18 protein-coding genes and 1 pseudogene are annotated in these 17,158 nt (G+C 67.8%); 14 read left to right on the top strand and 5 right to left on the bottom strand.

Translation table 11 applies throughout. The annotated features are described in order from the left end of the window. Window positions 1-23: 23 nt before the first annotated feature. On the top strand, window positions 24-461 hold the full coding sequence (locus tag EXE63_RS32405) for a MerR family transcriptional regulator (RefSeq protein ID WP_168145356.1): 438 nt from the start codon (window positions 24-26) through the stop codon (window positions 459-461). On the opposite strand, the gene deoC is transcribed toward EXE63_RS32405, so the two are convergent. Next, the gene (gene deoC, locus EXE63_RS32400; protein ID WP_168145355.1) at window positions 450-1,136 is read right to left on the bottom strand and encodes a deoxyribose-phosphate aldolase; all 687 of its coding nucleotides are present in this window, start codon (window positions 1,134-1,136) and stop codon (window positions 450-452) included. The two genes, EXE63_RS32405 and deoC, sit on opposite strands and share 12 nt — an antisense overlap. 235 nt (window positions 1,137-1,371) lie before the next feature. Next, a complete protein-coding gene (locus EXE63_RS32395; protein WP_168145354.1) occupies window positions 1,372-2,139 on the bottom strand; it encodes an enoyl-CoA hydratase in 768 nt (255 codons plus the stop codon). A 44-nt stretch (window positions 2,140-2,183) separates the two neighbouring features. Between EXE63_RS32395 and EXE63_RS32390 the strand changes: the two genes are divergently transcribed. Both EXE63_RS32390 and EXE63_RS32385 read left to right on the top strand, forming a co-directional pair. Next, window positions 2,184-2,447 (top strand): DUF2277 domain-containing protein, encoded by a 264-nt coding sequence (locus EXE63_RS32390; RefSeq protein ID WP_168145353.1) that lies wholly within the window; start codon window positions 2,184-2,186, stop codon window positions 2,445-2,447. Then, a complete protein-coding gene (locus EXE63_RS32385) occupies window positions 2,444-2,992 on the top strand; it encodes a DUF1802 family protein (protein ID WP_168145352.1) in 549 nt (182 codons plus the stop codon). The genes EXE63_RS32390 and EXE63_RS32385 overlap by 4 nt, the downstream gene beginning before the upstream one ends. Here EXE63_RS32385 and EXE63_RS32380 read toward each other — a convergent pair. Both EXE63_RS32380 and EXE63_RS32375 read right to left on the bottom strand, forming a co-directional pair. After that, window positions 2,981-4,661: pseudogene (locus tag EXE63_RS32380) on the bottom strand (CocE/NonD family hydrolase). The gene EXE63_RS32385 and the pseudogene EXE63_RS32380 sit on opposite strands and share 12 nt — an antisense overlap. A 20-nt stretch (window positions 4,662-4,681) precedes the next feature. Continuing rightward, a complete protein-coding gene (locus EXE63_RS32375; RefSeq protein ID WP_168145351.1) occupies window positions 4,682-5,254 on the bottom strand; it encodes a DUF3558 domain-containing protein in 573 nt (190 codons plus the stop codon). 140 nt (window positions 5,255-5,394) lie between these two features. Between EXE63_RS32375 and pptH the strand changes: the two genes are divergently transcribed. The 4 genes from pptH to EXE63_RS32355 all read left to right on the top strand — a co-directional run bounded on the left by pptH (window position 5,395) and on the right by EXE63_RS32355 (window position 8,825). After that, a complete protein-coding gene (gene pptH / locus EXE63_RS32370) occupies window positions 5,395-6,351 on the top strand; it encodes an ACP phosphodiesterase PptH (protein WP_168145350.1) in 957 nt (318 codons plus the stop codon). Then, window positions 6,351-7,040, top strand: a complete 690-nt coding sequence (gene pptT, locus EXE63_RS32365) for a 4'-phosphopantetheinyl transferase PptT (protein ID WP_168145349.1) — start codon at window positions 6,351-6,353, stop codon at window positions 7,038-7,040. Before pptH ends, pptT begins: the two co-directional genes overlap by 1 nt. After that, on the top strand, window positions 6,995-7,927 hold the full coding sequence (truB, locus tag EXE63_RS32360; RefSeq protein ID WP_168145348.1) for a tRNA pseudouridine(55) synthase TruB: 933 nt from the start codon (window positions 6,995-6,997) through the stop codon (window positions 7,925-7,927). Before pptT ends, truB begins: the two co-directional genes overlap by 46 nt. Window positions 7,928-8,207: 280 nt before the next feature. Continuing rightward, entirely contained in the window at window positions 8,208-8,825 is a 618-nt protein-coding gene (locus EXE63_RS32355) for a type II toxin-antitoxin system Rv0910 family toxin (protein ID WP_168145347.1), read from the top strand. Here the strand turns inward: EXE63_RS32355 and mntR are convergent. Further along, window positions 8,822-9,520 (bottom strand): manganese-binding transcriptional regulator MntR, encoded by a 699-nt coding sequence (mntR, locus tag EXE63_RS32350; RefSeq protein WP_210000201.1) that lies wholly within the window; start codon window positions 9,518-9,520, stop codon window positions 8,822-8,824. The two genes, EXE63_RS32355 and mntR, sit on opposite strands and share 4 nt — an antisense overlap. Before the next feature lie 81 nt (window positions 9,521-9,601). Here mntR and EXE63_RS32345 point away from each other — a divergent pair, with 81 nt between their 5' ends. From EXE63_RS32345 to EXE63_RS32315, 7 genes are all read left to right on the top strand, one after another. Next, the gene (locus tag EXE63_RS32345) at window positions 9,602-10,615 is read left to right on the top strand and encodes a bifunctional riboflavin kinase/FAD synthetase (protein ID WP_168145346.1); all 1,014 of its coding nucleotides are present in this window, start codon (window positions 9,602-9,604) and stop codon (window positions 10,613-10,615) included. A 99-nt stretch (window positions 10,616-10,714) separates the two neighbouring features. After that, window positions 10,715-10,984, top strand: a complete 270-nt coding sequence (gene rpsO, locus EXE63_RS32340) for a 30S ribosomal protein S15 (RefSeq protein ID WP_168145345.1) — start codon at window positions 10,715-10,717, stop codon at window positions 10,982-10,984. A gap of 50 nt (window positions 10,985-11,034) precedes the next feature. After that, window positions 11,035-11,484, top strand: a complete 450-nt coding sequence (gene lppU, locus EXE63_RS32335) for an LppU family putative lipoprotein (protein ID WP_168145344.1) — start codon at window positions 11,035-11,037, stop codon at window positions 11,482-11,484. Between the two features lie 271 nt (window positions 11,485-11,755). Beyond that, entirely contained in the window at window positions 11,756-13,993 is a 2,238-nt protein-coding gene (locus EXE63_RS32330; protein WP_168145343.1) for a polyribonucleotide nucleotidyltransferase, read from the top strand. Next, entirely contained in the window at window positions 13,935-15,314 is a 1,380-nt protein-coding gene (locus EXE63_RS32325; protein ID WP_168145342.1) for a M16 family metallopeptidase, read from the top strand. Before EXE63_RS32330 ends, EXE63_RS32325 begins: the two co-directional genes overlap by 59 nt. A gap of 14 nt (window positions 15,315-15,328) precedes the next feature. Further along, window positions 15,329-16,231 carry a class A beta-lactamase gene (gene bla / locus EXE63_RS32320; protein WP_168145341.1) on the top strand — a complete coding sequence of 301 codons (903 nt, stop codon included), beginning with the start codon at window positions 15,329-15,331 and terminating at the stop codon, window positions 16,229-16,231. 55 nt (window positions 16,232-16,286) lie between these two features. After that, complete coding sequence (locus tag EXE63_RS32315) at window positions 16,287-17,087, top strand: VOC family protein (protein ID WP_168145340.1); 801 nt, start codon at window positions 16,287-16,289, stop codon at window positions 17,085-17,087. The last annotated feature ends 71 nt before the right edge of the window (window positions 17,088-17,158 follow it).

The raw sequence follows: 17,158 nt of genomic DNA, 5'->3' as shown, positions 1-17,158 counted from the left end.
CGGGTTGAAGTCAAATGGCGGTCATGGATCTGATCCCGATAGGTGAGGCGGCGACGAAACTGCAGATGCGGCCCTCTGCGCTGCGCTACTACGACGACCGCGGCCTGGTACGGCCATCCCGTCGCCAGGGGGGACGGCGGATGTATGGGCCGGCCGAACTGCGCCGCCTGGCATTCCTCAAGATCGTGCACCAGCTCGGCCTGCCGCTGGACACCGCCGCCGCGGTGCTCGATGCGCCCGCCGACCGCTGGCGGGAGGCAGTACAGGAGCAGATCGCCGAACTGGACCGGGTGATCGAGCGGGCCAGAGGCGCGCAGCGCTTTCTGACCCATGCCCTGCACTGTCCCACCGAACATCCCGCGCGTGAATGCGCCACGATGACCGGTGCTTTGGACCGCCTGGCCGACGGCGCCAGCGTGGCGGAACTGGCGGCCGAGCACTCCGGCGATTCAGTACCCTGACGCTTGGCCACCCTCGGAGGACAGCAGCGCCCGGGACCCGGACACTCCCAGCCGGGTGGCCCCGGCGGCGATCATCGCGCGTGCCTGCTCGAGCGTGCGCACCCCGCCGGAGGCCTTCACGGCCAGTCCGGCGTCGGCGACCGTGCGGTGCATCAGTTCCACGGCGTGCACGGTGGCTCCACCGGACGGATGGAATCCGGTCGAGGTCTTGACGAAGTCGGCGCCCGCGGCGACCGCGGCCCGGCAGACGCCGACGATCTCGTCGTCGGTCAGCGCGGCCGATTCGATGATCACCTTGAGCACGGCCGGGGCAGGTGCGGCCGCGCGCACCGCGGCGATATCGGCCTGCACCAGGTCGAAGCCACCCGCCTTGGCGGCGCCGATATCGATGACCATGTCGATCTCGTCGGCGCCGTTGCGCACCGACTCCGCCGCCTCGGCGGCCTTGACCGCCGAGGTGTGCTTCCCGCTCGGGAAGCCACACACCACAGCAATTTTCAGACCATCGGGCACGGTGATCGGCAGCATGGAGGGCGAGACGCACACCGAGTAGGTGCCGAGTTCGGCGGCCTCGGCCACCACGGCTGCGACCTCGGCGGCGGTGGCTTCGGGCTTGAGCAGGGTGTGGTCGATCATCGCGGCCACCTCGGCGACGGTGTCGGTGGGGGTGCTCATGTATTCCTCAGTTCTCATCCGTGGTGGGCAGGCAGCACTCAGGCCGAGCGTGGGCTCCTGTCGCTATCGCTGCATACCTGGTTTCAGCCGTGAGGCCTATGCTGCCGCGAAACTGAAACGGAGGACGTGATCCGGCCGGAAATCGTACGCAGCTTCAGTGCTGGTGCGCCCAGACACAGCCTGACTGAAGCCACGTAGTTCGGCCTTCGCCCTTGTTCGGCGCTCGGCACGCACGCTACGCCTGCACTTGGGACCGGCCGCGTTCCATCACCGACGCCCGGCTCGCGGCGATATCGTCACCGGTCGCCACGGCCATCCAGGCCCGCGCCGATTCGGCCTCGATCCACAGCCCGGCCTGGGTCTGCTCGGCATCGATGCGGTGGTAAGAGTCCAGCAGCGCCCCGACCGCGCGCTGGTTGTTGCCGACGATCGAGGCCGCGATCCGGCGCGCCGCGGGCAGCAACTCGTCATGGGTGACAACCTCGGTCACCAACCCGGTCCGCAGCGCATCGGCCGCCGACAGGTAGTCGCCGGTCAGGCTCATCCGGCGGGCCATCCCGACCCCGACCTTCTGCGGCAGCCGCACCGACAGTCCCCATGTCGGCAGCAGCCCGACCCGGGCGTGGGTGTCGGCGAAGCGGGCCTGTTCGGAGGCGATCAGCACATCGCAGTACAGCGCGATCTCCAGCCCGCCGGTGACCGCGGCACCATTGATGGCGCCGATCACCGGTTTGTGCATCGCCGGCCATTTGGGGGAGATATCGGGTAGTTCGGTGGTGTCGCCCAGTTCCTTGAGATCGAGGCCTGCGCAGAACACCGGATCGGCGCCGGTCAGGATCACCACGTCGACCGTCTCATCGGTCTCGGCGGCGCGCAGCGCGGCGAACAGCTGGGTGCGTAGCGCAACGGACAGCGCGTTGCGCGACTGCGGCCGGTTCAGCGTCAGGGTGCGGACCCGGTCGGTGGTCTCGATCAGCAGGACGTTTTCGGCAGCGGTACTCATTCGCACACCGTATCGACACCCGTCAAGCGCCTATCGTGGAGGTCATGTGCCGAAACATCACCGAGCTGCGTGGTCTGGAACCGGCAGCGACATCCGAAGAGATCGAGGCCGCCGCGCGGCAGTACATCCGCAAGATCAGCGGTGTCACCCGTCCCACCGCGGGCAATGCCGACGCCTTCGAGGCCGCCGTCGCCGAAGTCACCGCCACCACCGAACGGCTGCTCGCCCAGCTCCCGCCGCGCAGGCAGCCGCCCAAGACGGTGCCGCCGCTGCGCCGCCCCGAGGTGCGGGCCCGGCTCGGTCTGTGACGACCACCGCGCTCAAGGAATGGGGCGCGGCCGTGCACGCCCTGCTCGACGGCCGCCAGACGGTGCTGTTGCGCAAGGGCGGTATCCACGAGAAGCGCTTTGACCTGACCGCCGGTGAGTTCCTGCTGTTCCCGACGGTGGCGCACAGCCACGCCCAGCGGGTGCGCCCCGAGCATCGCGAGCTGCTCGAGGGCGCCTCGGACAGCGCCGAGCAGGCCGTCATCGTGCGCGCTGGCGCGAAAGTGGTTGCCGCCATTGAGGTGAACCGGCCGCAGGCGATCGCCGACATCGCCGATCTGCACATCTGGACCGAGGAATCGGTACGGGCCGACCGGTTGGATTTCCGCCCGAAGCGCCGGTTGACGGTGCTGGTGGTGCAGGCCCGCGCGCTGACCGAACCGGTGCGGCTGCCACGCAGTCCCGACTATGCCGGCTGCGCCAGCTGGGTGCAGCTGCCGGTACACGAAACCTCCTATGCCGCACCGGTACACGACATCGACACCCTCACCGCCATCGCGCGGCGGGTGCGTGACTCAGTGGGCTGACGGCGGGCCCGCAGCCGCGGGCAGGATCAACCGTGACCGGGCGTCATGGGTGACGGTGTGGGTGGCCGGCCGCAGCGCCTCACCCGAGATCGCGGGTTCGCCGGTGCCGAGGTTGCGGGCGTACCGCGGATGTGACCCACCGGCCACCAGCACCCGGATCCGGGACCCGGCCGCGAACCGGTGGGCGACGGCGTCGAGTTCGATACGCAGCGCGCCGGATTCGGCGCCGGCGGAGAATCTGCGGTACCCGTCGCTCACATTGTGTGAGCGGCCCCGGGCGTCGACTTCACTGATCCGGACGAAAACATCGTGGTGCGGGTTGTCGCAGCGATGCGCCAGCTCGAGCACCGGGACGCCGACGGTGTAGACATCGGCAGACAACGGCTCACCGGTGAACGCGAGCACATCGGGGCGGGCGGCCAGTGCCGAGTCGTCACGGTAGCCGCCGTCGGGGGACAGCAGCCGCCCCCCGATGGTGGGGGTGGGGTCTGCGGGCTGGTAGGTGAAGCTCGATGTCAGTCCCGGATCGTCGGGCGGCGCGTCACCCAGCCGTCCGCCGGCGAGCAGATACAGATCGCGGAACTCGGTGGCCGGCGGCCAGTCGGGTAGCTCGACCCAGCCGTCACCGTGGATGTTGAGCCGCACCGGATTTCGCCTGGTGTCCGCTCCGGAACTGATTCCCGGGTCGCTTCGCTCCTGCCCGCCGGAAGCCAGATGCGTGTCCAGCCAGTGCAGCGTCTCCCGGATGACCGTCGGGCCACCCTTGGTCATCATCTGGGTGTGCGTCCAGGACCCGATGGTCATGGCCGTCGGCACTCCGCGTGCACGAAGGTGCTGGTACTGGTCCAATGTCTGATCGAGGAACAGGTCCTGCCATCCGCTGAGCAGCAGCACCGGGATGTCCACCCGGTCCAGTGCCTCGGCCGCTGCCAGTCGCCGCCAGTGCTCGGGTTCTCCTCGGGGGTTGCAGCCAGGACTCGTACCACTGCGCGCCGTCACCGAGCAGTGTCCGCCCGCCCGCGCCCAGCGGCAGGTTCAGCGCGGCCGCACCGACCCGGCGGCCGGCGGTGGCCTGACGGACCACTGTGCGGGCCAGGCCCGGGTCTTCCTGATGGGAGACCATATCGCTCCAGCCCAGGAAGTCGTTGAGCGAGAACGACCCGGTGCCCCACGAGGATTGGGCGAAATCGTGCGGTCCGACCGTGATGACGGCCGCGGCCAGCTCGGGCGGTGGATCGGTGAGCAGCGCCCACTGGGTGAACCCCAGATAGGACAGACCGATGGTGGCGAAGGTGCCGGTGAACCACGGCTGTTCGCGCAGCCACACGACGGTGTCGGCACCGTCGTCCGCCTCGTTGACCATCGGGGTGAACTCGCCACCGGAGCCGAATGTGCCTCGCACGCTCTGGAATACGACGTGGTACCCGCGCGTGGCATAGACGCTGCCGAACAGCACGGTGAAGGGGAACCGCCGGCCGTAGGGTGCGCGCACCAGCAGGGTGCCCGCCGGATGCGCGGTCAGTGGTTCGTAGTGGTCGGCGAGCAACTCGACGCCGTCGCGCATCGGTACCGGCACCCGGCGGTGCACGACATAGTCGGTGGTCGGGGCGGGCAGGCGCAGGGTTTTGCTCAGTGCCTGCCGGGCGTAGTGCGAGGTTCGTGAGCTCACCTGATGAAGGTTACGCGGGCTCAGAACTTGTAGTACGGCACCAGTTCGCGCGCACGCTGCATGTTGATCTGCAGACAGTCCGGCCGGTCGGGTGAATGGATCGGCGAGTAGAACACCGACTGCTGCAGCACGCCGTAACTGGTCTTGAAGGCGATCATGCAGGTCACCCACCACCGGTCGTTCCAGTCGGTCGGCTTCATGATCCAGAACTGGGCGGCGCGGTGCCCGTCGATATCGAGTTCGACGGCGTCGGCGGGCAGGGTCGCCTCATAGGTCCGCCAGACGAACGCCTCGACCGCCATCTGATAGTTGCCCGCGTCGTAGTGGCAGCGCAACCCGTCTTCGGGTGTGGGCGGGGTGACCGCCAGTCCGATCCGCTGCACGACATCCAGCGGGATCTCGGTGCAGGGGTCGAACGGCTTGGGATCGACGGTCTCGATGACCGGCCACTTGATGGTCGTGGACACATTGGTCATCGGCAGGTCACTGGCCCGGACCTGAGCCGGAGTCCCGACCGGATTTGCCTGCCACACCACGATCACCGCGGCGACGAGCGCACACAGCGCCGACAACAGCCGCAGCTTGGCAGCCATCACACCCCCATACATCGTCATCCGACCCGAGGGTCCGAGCGGAGCCCTGCCGGGAGTCTAAACGAGAACAAGTTCTAGTTTGCCCCCTTCGGTCATCTCGAACGCATCCGGGCCTGCCAGTAGGCTGGACCGTTGTGTCCATGCCGTCACGAGAACAACGACGACCGGTGCTGTGGGCGATCAGCGACCTGCACACCGGTCACACCGGTAATAAGCCGGTCACCGAATCGCTGTACCCGTCGAGCCCGGACGATTGGCTGATCGTGGCCGGCGACGTCGGCGAACGCACCGATGAGATCCGCTGGGCGCTCGATCTGCTGCGCAAGCGCTTCGCCAAGGTCATCTGGGTGCCCGGCAACCACGAGCTGTGGACCACCAACAAGGACCCGATGCAGATCTTCGGGCGGTCCCGGTATGACTACCTGGTCGACATGTGTGACCAGATGGGCGTCGTCACGCCCGAGCATCCGTTCCCGGTCTGGAACGAAGAGGGCGGCCCCGCCACCATCGTGCCGATGTTCCTGCTCTACGACTATTCGTTCCTGCCCGAGGGCACGGCCACCAAGGCCGAGGGGCTGGCGCTGGCCAAGGAGCGCAATATCGTCGGCACCGACGAGTACCTGCTCTCGGCCGAGCCGTACGCGACCCGCGACGCCTGGTGTCGTGACCGGGTGGCCCACACCCGCAAGCGGCTCGAAGACCTCGACTGGATGACGCCGACGGTGTTGGTGAACCACTTCCCGCTGGTGCGCGAACCCTGCGATGCGATGTTCTACCCGGAGTTCGCGCTGTGGTGCGGGACGACGGCCACCGCCGACTGGCACACCCGCTACAACGCCATCTGCTCGGTCTACGGGCACCTGCACATTCCGCGCACCACCTGGTATGACGGGGTGCGGTTCGAGGAGGTGTCGGTCGGCTATCCCCGAGAATGGCGGCGCCGCAAGCCATATCGCTGGTTGCGCCAGATCTTGCCGGACCCGAAGTACGCCCCCGGTTATCTCAACGATTTCGGGGGACACTTCGAGATCACCGACGAGATGCGGGAGAACGCGCAGAAGATGCAGGACCGGATCAAGTCGCGGAGGGGTTTGTGATGAGCGCCCGCGCGAAGAGCCACGGGCACGGCGTGCTGCTCCCCGCGGTCGTACCGGAGCGGGTGTTCACCGCCGAGTTGTACGACGATCCGCCGGATTTGATGCCGTTGCCCGAAGAGGAGCCGCTGGTTGCTCGTTCGGTGGCCAAGCGCCGCAACGAGTTCGTCACCGTGCGGCACTGTGCGCGGATCGCTCTCGGTGAGATCGGGGTGGCACCGGTCCCGATCCTCAAGGGAGACAAGGGCGAACCGTGCTGGCCGGACGGCGTCGTCGGGAGCCTGACACACTGTGACGGATTCCGGGGCGCGGTGGTGGGGCGCCAGGGGGACATCCGTTCGGTGGGTATCGATGCCGAGCCCCACGATGTGCTGCCCAAGGGCGTGCTGGACGCGATCAGCCTGCCGGTCGAACGCTCGCAGCTCTCGACGCTTCCGGCGGACCTGCACTGGGATCGCATCCTGTTCTGCGCCAAGGAGGCGACCTACAAGGCCTGGTACCCGCTGACGCATCGCTGGCTGGGATTCGAGGATGCCCACATCACCTTCACCCTGGACGCCTCGGGCAGCGCCGGCACGTTCCGCTCCCACATCCTGATCGACCCCGCCGCCGAGCACGGTCCGCCGCTGACCGCGCTGGACGGTCGATGGTCGGTGGCCGCAGGTATCGCGCTCACGGCGATCACGCTGTGAGTGTTCCACCTGCCCCCGGCCTGGTGATCGTCGACAAGCCGGGCGCGATGACCAGCCACGACGTCGTCGGCCGTTGCCGGCGGCTGTTCGGCACCCGCAAGGTCGGCCACGCCGGCACGTTGGACCCGATGGCCACCGGGGTGCTCGTCATCGGGATCGAGCGCGCCACCAAGATCCTGGGTCTGATCACCGGTACCGACAAGTCCTATGCCGCCACCATCCGCCTCGGGCAGACCACCTCCACCGAGGACGCCGAGGGTGAGGTGCTGCAGACGGTCCCGGCCGAGCAGGTGAGCGACGAGCAGATCGCCACCGCGGTGTCGGCGCTGCGCGGCAGCATCGATCAGGTGCCCTCGGCGGTCAGTGCGATCAAGGTGGCCGGGGAACGGTCCTACAAGCTGGCCCGTGAGGGCCGCGCGGTCGAGTTGCCCGCCCGGCCGGTGCGCATCGAACGATTCGATGTGCTCACGGTGCGCAGGCACTCCGGCTTCGCCGATGTGGACGTCGTGGTCGACTGCTCATCGGGAACCTATATCCGGGCGCTGGCGCGCGATGTCGGTGACGCGCTCGGGGTGGGCGGGCACCTGACGGTGCTGCGCCGGACCGCGGTCGGCCGATACGGGCTCGGCGAGGCCCGCACCCTCGACGATCTGGCCGAGCAGGCCCGGTTGTCCTACAGCCTGGACGAGGCCTGCCTACTGGGTTTCCCGCGCCGCGATCTCACCGAGTCGCAGGTGACCGACACCGGTCACGGCCGTCCCCTGGAACCGGCCGGGATATCGGGGATCTATGCGGCCACCGCGCCCGACGGCCGGGTGATCGCCCTGCTGCAGGACGGTCCCTCGCGTACCAAGCCGGTGGTGGTGCTGCGGCCGGCCACCCTGTGAGCACCGCCGGTTCTTCGCGCGCACGGTTTGCTGAAAACAGTGCACTGACCCGTGTCGCGAGCGCACTCGGCGGCCCCGGTTCGGCGCACAACCGTTCACTCAAACCGCGAGCTGGGATACAGCACAACGGGGCTTTTCGGCCCCCGGCACGCGTCCGATATCGCCAAAGCTGTGTAACGCAGACGCCGTTATCAGGTTGCCGTCAGTTTCGGGTGGGTTTTATTAGCCAAATCCCAGGCTTTCGGCGAACTTTTGCGGAACGGCGGGCGTTGTAACAGTCATGAGCGCACATGCACCGATTTGCGACCACCCGCTGTTCAACTACCAGCCCGCGTGGGCGAAGAGCCGCGCCGCGACGGTCGCGCACGTGACCCGTCACGCCACCCTGTCGGCACCCCCGGCCGCGCTGTGGTCGGTGCTCGCAGATCCGCGCACCTGGTCGGACTGGCTGACCGTGCACCACCGTTGGATGGCCGAGCCGCGCACTCAGTTCGTCCCCGGCGCCCGCATGACGGCCGAGACGCTGATGCTCGGGGTCTCCAACACCGTCGAGTGGACGGTCGAGTCGGCGATCGCCCCCGGGACGCTGGTCCTCATCGGCGCCGGCGAATCCGGCATGCGGACGCGCCTGACGTTCTGGATCAGCCCCGCCGAGGACGGCGCCAAGCTCACCGTCACCTCCGAGGTGGCCGGTGAACTGCTGACCGATGCCATTGTCGGTGCCATCGAACAGGACGGCGCCGAGCAGCTGGATCTCAGCATCGCGCTGCTGGAGGACCTCGCCATCGCCGTCCCCGAGCAGCCCGCCCGTCCGTCGCTGCGGTTGGTGCATTCGGCGCCCGCCACCACCGAAGAGCCGCGCCGGACCGGTGGCGCGCACCTGAAGATGGCGCGCTAGACCACCCAGATCGCTTCTGCGGCAGGGCTTCCCAAGTCCACCGTGGTGACCGACCCCGGTGTGTCTGACGGGCTGTGCACAGCCACCGAGATCATCCCGGCGAAATCTCGCCGGGCCACCACCTGTAGGCGGGAATCCAGCGCGATACCGACGCTGTCGAAATAGCGCAGCATCTCGGGGTCGGCATCGGAGATGCGGGCCACGGTGCCGTCCTCGCCGTCGGCGCAGATCGAGAGCTGCCGGGCCGGGGGAGTGGGCACCCGCCCGTCGGGCGCCGGAATCGGATCGCCGTGTGGGTCGCGGGTCGGGAAGCCGAGCTTGGCGTCGATCCGGTCGAGCATCCGATCGGACACCGCGTGCTCCAGGATCTCGGCCTCATCGTGCACTTCGTCCCAGCCGTAGCCGAGCTCGCGCACCAGGAACGTCTCCATCAGCCGGTGCCTGCGCACCATCGCCAGGGCGGCTTGGCGGCCGGCCTCGGTGAGCGTCACCGCGCCGTACTTCGCGTGGTCGACCAGCCCCTGATCGGCCAGCTTGCGGATGGATTCCGAGGCGGTGCTCGCCGAGACGCCGATGCGTTCGGCGAGGAGTTTGGTGCTGACCTTGTCCGGTGACCATTCCTGGGCCGTCCAGATCACTTTCAGGTAGTCCTGCGCAACCGTCGTCAGGTCCTGCGGGTTGCTGTTGGAATCCACGACTATGAAGTTTAGGCAATCATTGCCTGATCCGGGTATCCGAAGCAGACGGCGGCGACCGCGCGTCGTAGGCTGGCAGTCGTGCAGCGGTGGCGGGGCCGGGACGACATCCCCACGGACTGGGGCCGATGTGTCCTGACGATCGGCGTATTCGACGGTGTCCACCGCGGCCACGCCGAGCTGATCAGCCACGCCGTGAAGTCCGGGCGTTCGCGCGGGGTCCCCACGGTGCTGATGACCTTCGACCCGCATCCCATGGAAGTGGTGTTCCCGGGCAGCCATCCGGCACAACTGACCACGCTGACCCGGCGGGCCGAACTCGTCGAGGAAACCGGTATCGACGTCTTCCTCGTCATGCCCTTCACCGCCGACTTCATGAAACTCACCCCGGAGCGCTATATCCACGAGCTGCTCGTCGAGAGCCTGCACGTGGTGGAGGTCGTGGTGGGGGAGAACTTCACCTTCGGCAAGAAGGCCGCCGGCAACGTGAACCTGCTGCGCAAGGCCGGCGAACGATTCGGTTTTGCCGTCGAGGGGATGACGTTGGTGTCCGAAGTGACCGAGCCCGGCCTGGGCGAGCGAAGCGACGGAGTGTTGCTCCGCGACGAGACGGTCACCTTCTCGTCCACCTATATCCGCTCCTGCGTGGACGCCGGTGATGTGGTCGCCGCCGCCGAGGCGCTGGGCCGGCCGCACCGGGTGGAAGGTGTCGTGGTGCGCGGTGACGGCCGGGGCCGGGTCCTCGGCTTCCCGACCGCCAATGTGGCGCCGCCCATGCATTCGGCCATCCCGGCCGACGGGGTGTACGCGGCGTGGTTCACGGTGCTCGGGCATGGGCCGGTGGTCGGCACCGTGATCCCCGGCGAGCGCTATCAGGCGGCGGTGTCGGTGGGCACCAACCCGACGTTCTCCGGGCGCACCCGCACCGTCGAGGCCTTCGTGCTGGATACCGAGGCCGATCTGTACGGCCAGCATGTGGCCGTCGATTTCATCGCCCGGATCCGCGGGCAGGAGAAGTTCGATTCGGTGGACGATCTGGTGGTGGCCATGGGCGCCGATACCGAGCGGGCCCGCACGATTCTCGGCGCAGGCTGAGTAGCTGCTAGTATCTCCTACCGACCCAGCGCGCGCTGCAGTTCGCGGCGGCCGCGCCTCTCGATTACCTTCGCGGACCTATTTTGATGGAGTTGTTTCGTGGCGCTCACCGTTGAACAGAAAAAAGAGATCCTCGGCCAGTACGGCCTGCATGACACCGACACCGGTTCGCCGGAGGCTCAGGTCGCGATGCTGACCAAGCGGATCGTCGATCTCACCGAACACCTCAAGATGCACAAGCACGATCACCATTCGCGGCGGGGGCTGCTGCTGTTGGTCGGTCGTCGGCGCCGGTTGCTCAAGTACGTCGCGCAGGTCGACGTCGAGCGCTACCGGTCGCTGATCGAGCGCCTCGGTCTGCGTCGCTGACACCACTTCGCTCAACCTGCGCCGTCCTCGGCGTCCTGGTTGCCGGAGTCATGGGGGGAATCACCGGTTGTTCGTCGGCCGCTGCCGCCGCTTTTCAGGTCGGAGACTGCCTGAGGGTGGCCGGCACGCCCGACAAGCCGGACGCCGTCAAGGCCGAATGCGGTAGCCCCGACTCGACTTTCAAGGTCGTCGCCACGGTCGCCGACAGTGATCAGTGCCCCACCGACGTGGATTCCTATTACGCCATGCACAACACGTTCAGCGATACCAGCAACACCGTGTGCATGGATATCGACTGGGTGGTGGGGCAGTGCATGAGCATCGACCCCGAGAACGGCCGGGACCCGGTGCGCGTCGACTGCAGTGACGGCAGCCAGCCGCACCGCCAGCGTGCCACCCAGATCCTGCAGGGGGTCGCCAACGCCGACGAGTGCCGTAGCGGCATGGGTTATCCCTATGACCAACGGCAGTTCACCGTGTGCGTCGACGACGTCGACTGACGGTCGGTCACCTGGCCCGGTGTAGCATGGAATCGTTTTGGGCCACCCATTCTGAAGGGGAGGCCCTGACAGGGTGTGGTTCGCGCAGTACCGCGTGCACCGCTCCCGCGCGTCACAGCAGCACCCGCCTGATCGGGCGGTCTTCGGTAGTGGTGGCCGGAGCGTCCTTCAATGGATCCGCCCCGGCCGCTTCGATCGACGGCCGTAGCCGAGTTCAGGGCATCGCTGGCGCGTGACGACGCAAAACAGCTGTATACCCAGAAAGGCTGCTATGTCTGCAGTTGAAACCGACGAAGGCGTGTTCGAATCCACCGCCGTCATCGACAACGGGAGCTTCGGCACCCGCACCATCCGTTTCGAGACCGGCCGGCTGGCCCAGCAGGCCGCCGGCGCCGTCGTCGCCTACCTCGACGACGAGACGATGTTGCTGAGCGCCACGACCGCCAGCAAGACCCCGAAGGACCATTTCGACTTCTTCCCGCTGACCATCGACGTCGAGGAGCGGATGTACGCCGCGGGCCGTATCCCCGGCTCGTTCTTCCGCCGCGAGGGCCGTCCCTCCACCGACGCGATCCTGACCTGTCGCCTGATCGACCGGCCGCTGCGCCCGACCTTCGTCTCCGGCCTGCGCAACGAGATCCAGGTCGTCGTCACCATCCTGAGCCTGGATCCCAAGGATCTGTATGACGTGCTCGCCATCAACGCCGCGTCGGCGTCCACCCAGATCTCCGGCCTGCCGTTCTCCGGCCCGGTCGGCGGTGTGCGCGTCGCGCTGATCGACGGCCAGTGGGTCGCGTTCCCGACCGTCGAGCAGCTCGAAGGCGCCGTGTTCGACATGGTCGTCGCCGGCCGCAAGGCGGGCGACGACGTCGCGATCATGATGGTCGAGGCCGAGGCCACCGACCGCGTGATCGAGCTCGTCGCCGGTGGCGCGGGTGCGCCCACCGAGGCCGTCGTCGCCGAGGGCCTGGAGGCCGCCAAGCCGTTCATCGCCGCGCTGTGCACCGCGCAGGAGGAACTGCACGCGGCCGCCGGTAAGGAGACCGCGGAGTACCCGCTGTTCCCCGATTACCAGGACGATGTCTATACCCAGGTTGCCGCCGTGGCCACCGATGCGCTGTCGCAGGCGCTGACCATCTCCGGTAAGGCCGAGCGTGATGACCGCACCAACGAGATCAAGGGTGAGGTGTTGGAGCGGCTGGCCGACACCTTCGCCGGTCGTGAGAAGGAGATCGGCGCCGCGTACCGCTCGCTGACCAAGAAGCTTGTGCGCCAGCGCATCCTGACCGACCACTTCCGCATCGACGGCCGTGGCGTCACCGATATCCGCGCGCTGTCCGCCGAGGTCGCCATCATTCCGCGGGCGCACGGCAGCGCCCTGTTCGAGCGCGGCGAGACCCAGATCATGGGTGTCACCACCCTCGACATGGTCAAGATGGCCCAGCAGATCGATTCGCTGGGGCCGGAGAAGTCCAAGCGCTACATGCACCACTACAACTTCCCGCCGTTCTCGACCGGTGAGACCGGCCGGGTGGGCTCGCCCAAGCGCCGCGAGATCGGTCACGGCGCGCTGGCGGAGCGGGCTCTGATGCCGGTGCTGCCGAGCGTCGAAGAGTTCCCGTACGCCATCCGCCAGGTGTCGGAGGCGTTGAGCTCCAACGGTTCCACCTCGATGGGCTCGGTGTGCGCCTCGACGCTGTCGCTGCTGAACGCCGGTGTGCCGCTCAAGGCCCCGGTCGCCGGTATCGCCATGGGTCTGGTCTCCGACGAGATCGACGGCGAGACCCGCTACGTGACGCTCACCGACATCCTCGGCGCCGAGGACGCGTTCGGCGATATGGACTTCAAGTGCGCAGGCACGAAGGACTTCGTCACCGCGCTGCAGCTCGACACCAAGCTCGACGGCATCCCGTCCAAGGTGCTGGCCGGTGCGCTGGCCCAGGCCAAGGACGCCCGGATCACCATCCTCGAGGTGATGGCCGAGGCCATCGACGAGCCCGACGAGATGAGCCCGTACGCGCCGCGTATCACCACCATCAAGGTGCCGGTCGACAAGATCGGTGAGGTCATCGGGCCCAAGGGCAAGATGATCAACTCGATCACCGAGCAGACGGGTGCGTCGATCTCGATCGAGGACGACGGCACCATCTTCGTCGGCGCCAGCAACGGCGAGGCCGCCCAGGCCGCGATCGACATGATCAACGCCATCGCCAACCCGCAGCTGCCCAAGGCCGGCGAGCGGTTCCTCGGCACCGTGGTCAAGACCACCGATTTCGGCGCCTTCGTGTCGTTGCTGCCGGGCCGCGACGGCCTGGTGCACATCTCGAAGTTGGGCCGCGGCAAGCGGATCAGCAAGGTCGAGGATGTCGCGAAGGTGGGCGACAAGCTGCGCGTCGAGATCGCCGATATCGACAACCGCGGCAAGATCTCGCTGGTGCTCGTCGCCGAAGATGAGGCAACCGAGGCCCCGGCCGAGGTGCCCACCGAGGCCGCGACCGCTGACGCCTAAGCCGGCCTTACGCCGCGCATCCCGCGGCGCAGATACCTCCGAGGCAGTGCGGGTGACCGCACTGCCCGGAGGGCTGCGGGTGGTCACCGAGTACATCCCCTCGGTGCACTCCGCCTCGGTGGGTGTCTGGGTGGGTGTCGGTTCACGCGACGAGGGCAGCTCCGTCGCGGGTGCCGCGCACTTCCTGGAACACCTGCTGTTCAAATCCACACCGACGCGCAGCGCGGTCGAGATCGCGCAGGCAGTCGACGCTGTCGGCGGTGAACTGAACGCCTTCACCGCCCGCGAGCACACCTGCTACTACGCGCATGTGCTCGATTCCGATCTGGAACTGGCCGTCGACCTGGTGGCCGATGTCGTCCTGCGTGGCCAGTGCGCCGCCGACGATGTCGAGATCGAGCGCGATGTCGTGCTCGAAGAAATCGCCATGCGCGACGACGATCCCGAGGACACCCTCGGTGATGTGTTCCTGTCGGCGATGTTCGGGTCCCATCCGGTCGGCCGGCCGGTCATCGGCAGTGTCGAGTCCATCTCGGCGATGACCCGCACGCAGCTGCACTCGTTCCATCAGCGGCGCTACACCCCGGAGCGGATGATCCTCGCGGTGGCCGGCAATATCGACCACGACGACGTCGTCGCCCTGGCGCGCGAGTATTTCGGGCCGCGCCTGGTCCGCGGCCGGACCGCCGTACCGCACCGCAAGGGCACCGGACGGGTGGTGGGCAAGCCCGGTCTGCAGGTGGTCAGCAAGGACGCCGAACAGACCCACCTGTCACTCGGGGTCCGGACACCGGGGCGGCAGTGGGAGCACCGCTGGGCCTTGTCGGTGTTGAACTCCGCACTCGGTGGTGGCCTGAGTTCACGACTGTTCCAACAGATTCGGGAAACCCGCGGGCTGGCCTACTCCGTCTACTCCACGATCGACACGTTCTCTGACACCGGGGCGTTCTCGGTCTACGCGGCATGCCTTCCGGAACGTTTCGACGAGGTCGTCCGGGTGGCCACCGATGTCCTGGCCGATGTGGCGCGCGACGGCATCACCGAGGCCGAATGCCGGATCGCCAAGGGGTCGCTGCGTGGCGGCCTGGTGCTCGGTCTGGAGGATTCCGGGTCGCGCATGCACCGAATCGGGCGCAGCGAACTCAACTACGGCGCGCACCGCACCATCGCCCAAACCCTCGATCAGATCGACGCGGTGACCCTCGACGAGGTCAATGGCGTCGCGCGCCGTCTACTGGCCAGGCCGATGGGCGCGGCGGTGCTCGGCCCGCACAAATCCAGAAAGTCCTTGCCGCAGCGGCTTCGGGATATTGCGGGGTAGGTGGGTACAGTCGGGTGATGCTCCTGTCACGACGAAGAGTTCTGTTCGGCGGTATGGCATTGGCGGCAGCAGGGGCGCTGGCCGGCTGCGCGGACGAATCCGCGCTGGCGGCCCCGGCGCTCACCCTCGAAGAGCAGATCCGTGAGTTGGAGGCGCGCGACAACGCCTTCATCGGTCTGTACGCGGTGAATCTGCAGTCCGGATTCTCGTTGGAGAATCGCGCCGACGAGGCCTTCGCGCTCTGCTCGACCTTCAAGACGTACGCCGCCGCGCGGGTGCTGCGGGGTGTCGCAGATGGTGAGTTCACGCTGGAACAGCCAGTTTTCGTGAACCCCGATGGCATACTGCCGAACTCGCCGGTCACCGGCGAGCGTCTCGGCCAGGAGATGACGCTGGCCGAGCTGTCGCAGGCGGCGCTGCAGCGCAGTGACAACCTCGCGGCCAATCTGTTGTTGGAGACCATCGGCGGCCCGCAGGCGATCACCGCGTTCGCCCGCAGCATCGGCGATGACCGCACCCGGTTGGACCGCTGGGAGATCGAGCTGAACTCGGCGATACCGGGCGATCCGCGGGACACCACCACCCCGCGCGCGCTGGCGGCCGGCTACCGCAACCTGTTGGCCGGAGACGCCCTACCGCCCGCCCAGCGTGAACTGCTCGACGGCTGGATGCGCGCCAATCAGACCTCAAGCATGCGGGCCGGCCTGCCACCGGGATGGACCACCGCCGACAAGACGGGCAGCGGAGATTACGCGACCACCAACGATTCCGGTGTGGCGTACGGGCCCGATGGCGCGCGGGTGCTGCTGACCATCATGACCAGGACACAATCCGCCGATCCCGAGGCCGAAGGCCTGCGGCCGCTGATCGGCGAGGTCGCGGCGCTGGTGCTGCCGCATCTGCTCGGCCGGCGATGAGTTTCGGTCGGCGGCACAGTCTTTCTGGGTGACGATGCCGACGAAAGGAACTCCGATGTCCGACTACTCCGCCCCGGTGGGGGCACCTGTCTGGTTCGACCTGATGAGCAGTGATCCCGCGGCGGCCGCCGAGTTCTATTCGGAGATCTTCGGCTGGGAGGTCGAGGGGCCGGCCCAGCCCGAGTTCGGCGGATATCAGAACTTCCTGCGCAACGGGAAGCGGGTGGCAGGTCTGGCCCCGCACATGGCCGAGGCCGGCGGCGTCGCCGACGTGTGGTCGGTGTACCTGCACACCGAGGACGCCGCAGCGACCGCCGGTGCGATCGAGGCCGCGGGTGGATCGGTGATGGTGCCGCCGATGCCCGTCGGTGACATGGGCTCGATGATGGTCGCCACCGACACGGCGGGCGCGGTCATCGGATTCTGGCAGCCCGGCACGCACGTCGGATTCACCGAGTGGGGCGAGCACGGCGCGCCGTACTGGTTCGAGTGTCAGAGCAAGCACTACGACAGGTCTGTGGCGTTCTACCGCGATGTCATCGGCGCTCGCATCGAGGAGATCGGCACCGGCGGCGATCCCGCGGTGGTAGGGCCCGACCGGTACTCCCAGGTGTTCGTCGGCGAGAACGCCTATTCGGGAATCATGGACTCTGCCAAGATTTTTCCGGCCGAGGTGCCGTCGTTCTGGCAGGTGTACGTGATGGTCGACGACGTGGCGGCCACCGTCGCACTCGCCGAATCCCTGGGCGGGGAGAGCCCGATGCCGGGGGAAGAGACGCCGTACGGCACCCTGGCGGTCATCAGGGACCCGCTCGGGGCGCTGATCTGCCTCGGTCATCCGCCGGCCGGCATGTGAGATACACCCGGTATCTGAAATACACGTCGCCCGGCCGAAGTGCTTCAGCCGGGCGACGGTGGGGGCCGGCG

This window comes from Mycolicibacterium frederiksbergense, assembly GCF_012223425.1.
GTDB lineage: Bacteria > Actinomycetota > Actinomycetes > Mycobacteriales > Mycobacteriaceae > Mycobacterium > Mycobacterium frederiksbergense.
This window is presented reverse-complemented; position numbering and strand designations above follow the sequence as displayed.

What these genes read in the sequence shown, in the direction of transcription:
- EXE63_RS32405 (WP_168145356.1), top strand. Translation starts at nt 24, where the DNA reads ATGGATCTGATCCCGATAGGTGAGGCGGCGACGAAACTGCAGATGCGG.
- deoC (WP_168145355.1), bottom strand. Translation starts at nt 1,136, where the DNA reads ATGAGCACCCCCACCGACACCGTCGCCGAGGTGGCCGCGATGATCGAC.
- EXE63_RS32395 (WP_168145354.1), bottom strand. Translation starts at nt 2,139, where the DNA reads ATGAGTACCGCTGCCGAAAACGTCCTGCTGATCGAGACCACCGACCGG.
- EXE63_RS32390 (WP_168145353.1), top strand. Translation starts at nt 2,184, where the DNA reads ATGTGCCGAAACATCACCGAGCTGCGTGGTCTGGAACCGGCAGCGACA.
- EXE63_RS32375 (WP_168145351.1), bottom strand. Translation starts at nt 5,254, where the DNA reads ATGGCTGCCAAGCTGCGGCTGTTGTCGGCGCTGTGTGCGCTCGTCGCC.
- pptH (WP_168145350.1), top strand. Translation starts at nt 5,395, where the DNA reads ATGCCGTCACGAGAACAACGACGACCGGTGCTGTGGGCGATCAGCGAC.
- pptT (WP_168145349.1), top strand. Translation starts at nt 6,351, where the DNA reads ATGAGCGCCCGCGCGAAGAGCCACGGGCACGGCGTGCTGCTCCCCGCG.
- truB (WP_168145348.1), top strand. Translation starts at nt 6,995, where the DNA reads ATGGTCGGTGGCCGCAGGTATCGCGCTCACGGCGATCACGCTGTGAGT.
- EXE63_RS32355 (WP_168145347.1), top strand. Translation starts at nt 8,208, where the DNA reads ATGAGCGCACATGCACCGATTTGCGACCACCCGCTGTTCAACTACCAG.
- lppU (WP_168145344.1), top strand. Translation starts at nt 11,035, where the DNA reads ATGGGGGGAATCACCGGTTGTTCGTCGGCCGCTGCCGCCGCTTTTCAG.
- EXE63_RS32330 (WP_168145343.1), top strand. Translation starts at nt 11,756, where the DNA reads ATGTCTGCAGTTGAAACCGACGAAGGCGTGTTCGAATCCACCGCCGTC.
- EXE63_RS32325 (WP_168145342.1), top strand. Translation starts at nt 13,935, where the DNA reads ATGAGGCAACCGAGGCCCCGGCCGAGGTGCCCACCGAGGCCGCGACCG.
- EXE63_RS32315 (WP_168145340.1), top strand. Translation starts at nt 16,287, where the DNA reads ATGTCCGACTACTCCGCCCCGGTGGGGGCACCTGTCTGGTTCGACCTG.